The sequence below is a fragment of the Sesame phyllody phytoplasma genome (genome assembly GCF_018390775.2).
GTDB lineage: Bacteria > Bacillota_I > Bacilli_A > Acholeplasmatales > Acholeplasmataceae > Phytoplasma > Phytoplasma australasiaticum.
The window spans coordinates 22,446-28,578 of the sequence record NZ_JAHBAJ020000008.1 but is presented as its reverse complement, the minus strand read 5'-3'; the positions used below and the strand labels follow the sequence as shown (position 1 = coordinate 28,578).

General features: G+C 22.3%; 6 protein-coding genes. 5 read left to right on the top strand and 1 reads right to left on the bottom strand.

Annotation, left to right across the window (positions count from 1 at the left end; all coding sequences use genetic code 11):
* On the bottom strand, positions 1 to 519 hold a 519-nt coding region (locus KHD59_RS01320), incomplete at its 3' end, for a hypothetical protein (RefSeq protein ID WP_238120271.1).
* Positions 520 to 1,073: 554 nt separating this feature from the next.
* Here KHD59_RS01320 and rpsF point away from each other — a divergent pair.
* The 5 genes from rpsF (at position 1,074) to dnaB (ending at position 6,129) form a co-directional block, all read left to right on the top strand.
* The gene (rpsF, locus tag KHD59_RS01315; RefSeq protein ID WP_004995224.1) at positions 1,074 to 1,367 is read left to right on the top strand and encodes a 30S ribosomal protein S6; all 294 of its coding nucleotides are present in this window, start codon (positions 1,074 to 1,076) and stop codon (positions 1,365 to 1,367) included.
* Between the two features lie 23 nt (positions 1,368 to 1,390).
* Entirely contained in the window at positions 1,391 to 1,864 is a 474-nt protein-coding gene (locus tag KHD59_RS01310; protein ID WP_213680263.1) for a single-stranded DNA-binding protein, read from the top strand.
* A 40-nt stretch (positions 1,865 to 1,904) separates the two neighbouring features.
* Entirely contained in the window at positions 1,905 to 2,141 is a 237-nt protein-coding gene (gene rpsR / locus KHD59_RS01305; protein ID WP_004995221.1) for a 30S ribosomal protein S18, read from the top strand.
* Positions 2,142 to 2,248: 107 nt separating this feature from the next.
* The gene (gene rplI / locus KHD59_RS01300) at positions 2,249 to 4,765 is read left to right on the top strand and encodes a 50S ribosomal protein L9 (RefSeq protein WP_215905404.1); all 2,517 of its coding nucleotides are present in this window, start codon (positions 2,249 to 2,251) and stop codon (positions 4,763 to 4,765) included.
* Complete coding sequence (dnaB, locus tag KHD59_RS01295; RefSeq protein WP_004995218.1) at positions 4,762 to 6,129, top strand: replicative DNA helicase; 1,368 nt, start codon at positions 4,762 to 4,764, stop codon at positions 6,127 to 6,129. Before rplI ends, dnaB begins: the two co-directional genes overlap by 4 nt.
* The last annotated feature ends 4 nt before the right edge of the window (positions 6,130 to 6,133 follow it).

Sequence of the window (6,133 nt, the reverse complement as noted above, 5' to 3'; positions counted from 1 at the left end):
ATGATAATCCTTACTCTTCAAAATAGCATCTAATTTATCTAATTCTTTGACAGATTTTTGACGAAAAACAAACATATTATCAGAAGAATTATTGGGTAATGCTGTTAATTGATGTAATTTATTTTTAGAAAAATCAGATAAACCTAGAATTTTTGTAATTGGAGCAAAATTAAACCTCTTAATAAAGAAGAAACTTATAATTAATAATATAATAAACAATATAAAAATAATAAACGATGAAAAGAAAATTCCTCTAGGCGGAGATATTTTATTTTGTAAATCGTTATTATTAAGATTAGGTTTTGATAAATGATAATGATTAATAGCAGATGATTTATTAAAAAAATTTAATTTAGGCAACAAACGTAAAATATTAATAATTAAACTAATAACCCAAATAGCTAAATAAACTAAAATAAACATAATTAAACCAAAAATAATATTAATAAAATAATGATAATAATTTTTAATAAAATTAAAAATACCACTTAGATAAGTTATAGCATTGTGTAAATTCACAAAAAAACTCCTTTTTTATAAAATATTTAAAAAATATTTTAAAAATTTAAACAAAATTAAGTTTAAAAAACAAAATTTTAGATTTAAAATTTAATTTACTAGGTTAACTTTATATTAAAAAATATAACTTAATCATTAGGAATTATCGAAAGTAAAAATGCAATTACATCTATAGTTACATAACCAATCACCTCCTTTATAAAAAATCTAAATCATAATTACAAATTATAAAAAAGATATGTTTGAATCGAATAAATGAAATTTATTAATATCATTTTATTAAAAATATTTTATTGACATTGTTTTTCTTATTTGTTAGAATGAAATTCAGAGTATATCATCATTTCAATTTGATAAAATTTAATTTTTTATAATAGAAATTGAAATATTGTTTTATTATAAAATATTAAAATTTCTATATAAAATTTAATTTGAAAAAATTACTATATTTTTATCCAAAAAGATTAAAATAAAAGTATAAAGATATGAAATAGTTAAATATTTTTAAAAATTAATTAAACAATTGATCAAAAGGAGCAAAAAAATCCACCAAAATGAAAGAATATGAATTAATGTACATTATAAAACCCAATATAAGTCAAGAACAAGCGCAAGAAATAGTAGAAAATTTAAAAAAAACTTTTATCAAAAATAAAGATATTAATTGTTTTGAAGAAATTATACCCGCTTCTATAGAATTAAAAGAATTAGCTTATCCAATTAAAAAATTCCAACAAGGATATTATGTACAATCAACAATTAAAGCAGATAATACATTTGTAGAAAAATTTAATCAATTAATGCAAATAACTGAAGAAATACTTCGTTTTCTTATTATCAAAAAATAAAACACATAAAATAGGAGAAAATAATGTTAAATAGGGTATTTTTAATAGGCAGAATAACGAAAGATCCTGAAATAAGATTTACAAAAGAAACTAACGTACCTTATGTTATTTTTCATTTGATAATAGATAGAGGGTATACAAACCAAGAAGGAAAAAAAGAATCAGATTTAATTCGTTGTATCGCTTGGGATAAACAAGCAGAAAGCTTAACTAGATACATTACTAAAGGGAGTTTGTTAGCTATAGAGGGCCGAGTTAGAACAGAAATTTACGAAGATCATAATAATCAACAAAAAACAACTTTTGATACAAAAATTTTATGCACAAATATTAAATTTTTAGAAAGCAAAGAATATTCGGATTATAAAAAAAATAAACAAAAATCAGAATATTCCAATCATTTAGATGCCGAACAAACATCACATAACGGAGATATAAAAAAAAATAATCAAAGTTTTTCCGATATTAAAGAAGATGAAGATGAGTCGCTTTTTTAAAAATTAAAATTTTATAAGGAATATAAGTGAAACTATAAATATGCAAATGATTCGAAAAAAATATTTTAAAAAACGTCGTAAAGTATGTTTTTTTACACAAAATAAATTTACTAATATAGATTTTAAAAATATAGAAATTCTGAAAAAATTTATAACTAGTGAAGGTAAAATTTTACCATCTAGAATAACCGGAGTATGTGCTAAATGGCAAAGAAAATTAGCTACAGCTATAAAAAGAGCGCGTCATATGGCCTTAATACCTTTTGTCGAAAAGTAAAATATTTATAAATAATAAACAAGTTTTATCTAACTTGTTTTGTTTTTTTATATAACAAAATTATATATGCCCCCGTTTTTTTAGAAAAGAGAGTTTAATGATTAATTATGTTAACATTAAGAAAAAAAAATCTCAATTATAAAAAAATTTTTTTATTTATAATTTTGATTGGTACATTTCTATATATGACCTTCCTTGACTATGATAACATCAAATTATTAATTCACAACCCAAATAAAGAAATTCAAGAAGTAAAAAAAATTATTATTAAATTATTTTTTAGTATTCTTGGAAAATTAGTAATCTTTTTTATCTTTTTAAGTATTTATATGCATTTTCAACGTAGTTTAAAAATTAAAAGATTACAAAAAAGATTGGCTTTATGGTCTAAATTATCTTATTATATAGACAAAATAGGTGAAGAAGTTTTTAACGAATTAACTATAGGAATTATAGTGATTAATACCACTAATAATACTATTGAATGGATAAATACTTACGCGAACAAAATATTTAATAATCCTGACATCAATACATCTTTAAACTTAATAAATAACCAAATGGCTGAATTATTAAATATTAAAGAAAAAGAACAACAAATAGTTTTAAAAATCAAAGATAAATACTTTGATTGCTTATATAAAAAAGAATTTAATGTTTTTTATCTATTTGACGCAACTCAAAGAGAAAGGGTACAAACTCTTTATCATCGATCAACACCAGCTTTAATATTTTTATCTTTTGATAATTTAGAAAATTCTTTAAAAAATTTAGATTTTTCAGAGCAATCACAAATTAAAGTAGAATATTTAAGCGCTATTTCAGATTTCTTCGAAATTTATGAAACTTATTTAAAACAATTATCGGATGATAAATTTTTACTTTTATTAAAAAGAGAACAATTAGAAAATATGATATTAGAAAAATTTTCAATTTTGAAAAATATAAGAAATATTTCTGAAAAATATAAATTAAATATCACTTTATCTATGGGAATCGCTTGCTATAATCTACCTTTTAACCAATTAGCTTATTATTCTCAAAGCGCATTAGAATTGGCACAAAAAAGAGGAGGAGATCAAGTAGTAATTAATATTGAAAATCAAAAAATTCAATATTTTGGAGCGACCAAAACCTCTTTAAATACCAACTCTAAAATAGTATCTAGAGTTAATTCAGAAATCATTAAAGATCTAATTCAAAAACATAATAATTGTTTTTTTATGAGTCATAAAAATCCAGATCTAGATGCTTTTGGTTCTATGATTGCTATTTATAAAATAGCATCTATTCTAAATAGTGATCAAGATCATTATATTATTATAGATACAATTTTTATGGAAAAAAATTTTAAAAATATTTATGAAAATTTAAATAAAGAAAATCCTAAGCTTTTAAAAAATATTATTAATGCTAATAAAGCGAATAAAATAATAAATAAAAATTCCTTAATTATTATTGTAGATAATCAACATTTAGAAATTTTAGATAACAATGAACTATTAAATTTAACTGATAATATAATTATTATTGACCATCATCGTTCTTCAGAAAAAATTATTTCTAACAAATTCGCTTATATAGATGCATCAGCTTCATCAACTGTAGAAATGATAATGGAATTAATATACTTTTTAAATCATCCAGTATACATTTCGCCATTAGAAGCTACCATTATGTATGGAGGAATGATTATTGATACTAACTTTTTTACCTCCCGAACTAGCGCAAGAACTTTAGAAGTAGCATCGCGTTTAATTAATATGGGCGCTGAAAGTCAAAAAATTAAATTATGGCTAAGACAGGATTTTGATCAAATTTTAGAAATGAATAGACTATTATCTCGTATGGAAATTTATATGAAAAAATTTGCTATTATAACAAGTGATAAACCGATTAATGATCGTTCTTTTTTGGCTAAAGTAGCAGAAAATTCTTTAAATGTACAAAATATTGAAGCAGCTTTTGTAATAGGAGAATTATCCGATAATCAAATAGGTATTAGCGCTAGATCATGTAGCGATAATATCAATGTACAAATTATTATGGAGCAAATGAACGGAGGAGGACATATTAATAGTGCAGCTTCCCAAATTAAAAACAGTAATATTGATAATGTTTTATTAGAATTAAAAAACATTTTAAAAAATGAATATCAAGAAGGAAATGAAAATATGAAAATTATTTTATTAGAAGACTTGAGTGATAAAGGTAAAAAAGAAGAAATTATTCAAGTTAATCCTGGTTTTGGTAACTATTTAATTAGAACTAAAAAAGCTCTTTTAGCTAATCCTCAAAATATTAAATATTTAGAACAAAATAAAAAAATAAAAGAAGAAAAAGAACAACAAAAAATTATATTGATGACTAAATTAAAAGAAGAAATAGAAGATAAACAAATTACTTTTCAAATAAAAATTGGCCCAAATGGCGAAATGCATGGAAAAATAACTCCAAAAAATATTATAGATGAACTATATAAAAGTCATAACATTTTATTGGATAAACCCAAAATAATTTTAGATAATGAAATTAATGCCTTAGGTATTTATAAAGCTAATATTATTTTAAAAGATAATATTATAGCAGCCTTAACAATTAACGTAAAAGCTAAAAAATCATGAATGAAAATATAAAACTACCTTATTATGCAGAGGCAGAAAAATCAATTTTAGGAATTATTTTTTTAGAACCTAAACAAATTATTAATGTAATAGGACGTTTGGAAGTTAGTGATTTTTTTAATCTTAATAATCAAAAAATTTTTCAAGCAATTCAAGAATTATTTGAAACATCAAAATCTATTGATTATTATTCAGTATATACATTATTAAAAAATAAAAATATTCATATAGATGGCGGACAAAATTATTTAATTCAATTAGGCGAAATAATTCCGTCCATTTATCATTTAGAAACATATATTAACTTAGTCAATGAAGCAGCTGTTAAAAGAAATATCATTCAAACTGCTTCTTCTATTGTGCACGAAGGATTAAATAATCCTGATATTGAACCACAAAAATTTTTAAATTTAGCAGAAGAAAAAATTTTCCAAATTTCTAATAAAAGTAAAACCAATAATTTCATTAAAATAAACAACTTAATCGAACAAGTACAAGAAAACACTATAAACAATTTACAAAATAAAAATATTATTGGTATAAGCACTGGTTATACTAATTTAGATGAAGTAACCTTAGGATTAAAAAAAGAAGAATTAATTATTATTGCTGCTAGACCTTCTATGGGAAAAAGTAGTTTTATGACCAATTTAGCAATTAAAATGGCTCAAAAAAATAATAATGCTCAAACTTATGTAGCAATTTTTAGCTTAGAAATGTCTAATGAACAATTAGTAACAAGGATATTAAGTGCTCAAAGCGAAATACCTCATAAAAATATTCAATTAGGATTGTTAAATCAAAATCAAAGATCTTTGCTAAAATTAACAGCTGATAAATTAAAAAAATTAAATATATATTTTGATGATTCAGTAGCAGTAAATATTTTAGATATAAGAACGCAATGTCGTAAATTAAAACATCAACAAAAATTAGATGTAGTAATTATAGATTATTTACAATTAATCAGAAAAAATAATCAAAATAATCGACAATACGGTTTTAATAATCGACAAGAAGAAGTTTCTGATATTTCAAAAAGCTTGAAACAAATGGCTCGTGAATTAAAAATACCAGTTATAGCTTTATCCCAATTATCTCGAGAAGTAGAAAAAAGAGAAGATAAAAAACCTATTCTATCAGATTTAAGAGATTCAGGGAGTATCGAACAAGATGCTGATATAGTTATGTTTTTATACAGAAAAGGATATTATTCGAAAGAAAAATATAGTGAATATAATATCGACTTAGGGCACACAGAGTTAATTATTGCGAAAAATCGTCAAGGTATTACAAGCACTAAATATTTTAATTTTGATTCTAATTGTTTATTATTTAATGAAACCGACCACTTAATAGAATAAATTA

Coding starts and splice junctions, on each gene's coding strand:
- rpsR (WP_004995221.1), top strand. CDS start 1,905: ATGCAAATGATTCGAAAAAAATATTTTAAAAAACGTCGTAAAGTATGT.
- dnaB (WP_004995218.1), top strand. CDS start 4,762: ATGAATGAAAATATAAAACTACCTTATTATGCAGAGGCAGAAAAATCA.
- rpsF (WP_004995224.1), top strand. CDS start 1,074: ATGAAAGAATATGAATTAATGTACATTATAAAACCCAATATAAGTCAA.
- rplI (WP_215905404.1), top strand. CDS start 2,249: ATGTTAACATTAAGAAAAAAAAATCTCAATTATAAAAAAATTTTTTTA.
- KHD59_RS01310 (WP_213680263.1), top strand. CDS start 1,391: ATGTTAAATAGGGTATTTTTAATAGGCAGAATAACGAAAGATCCTGAA.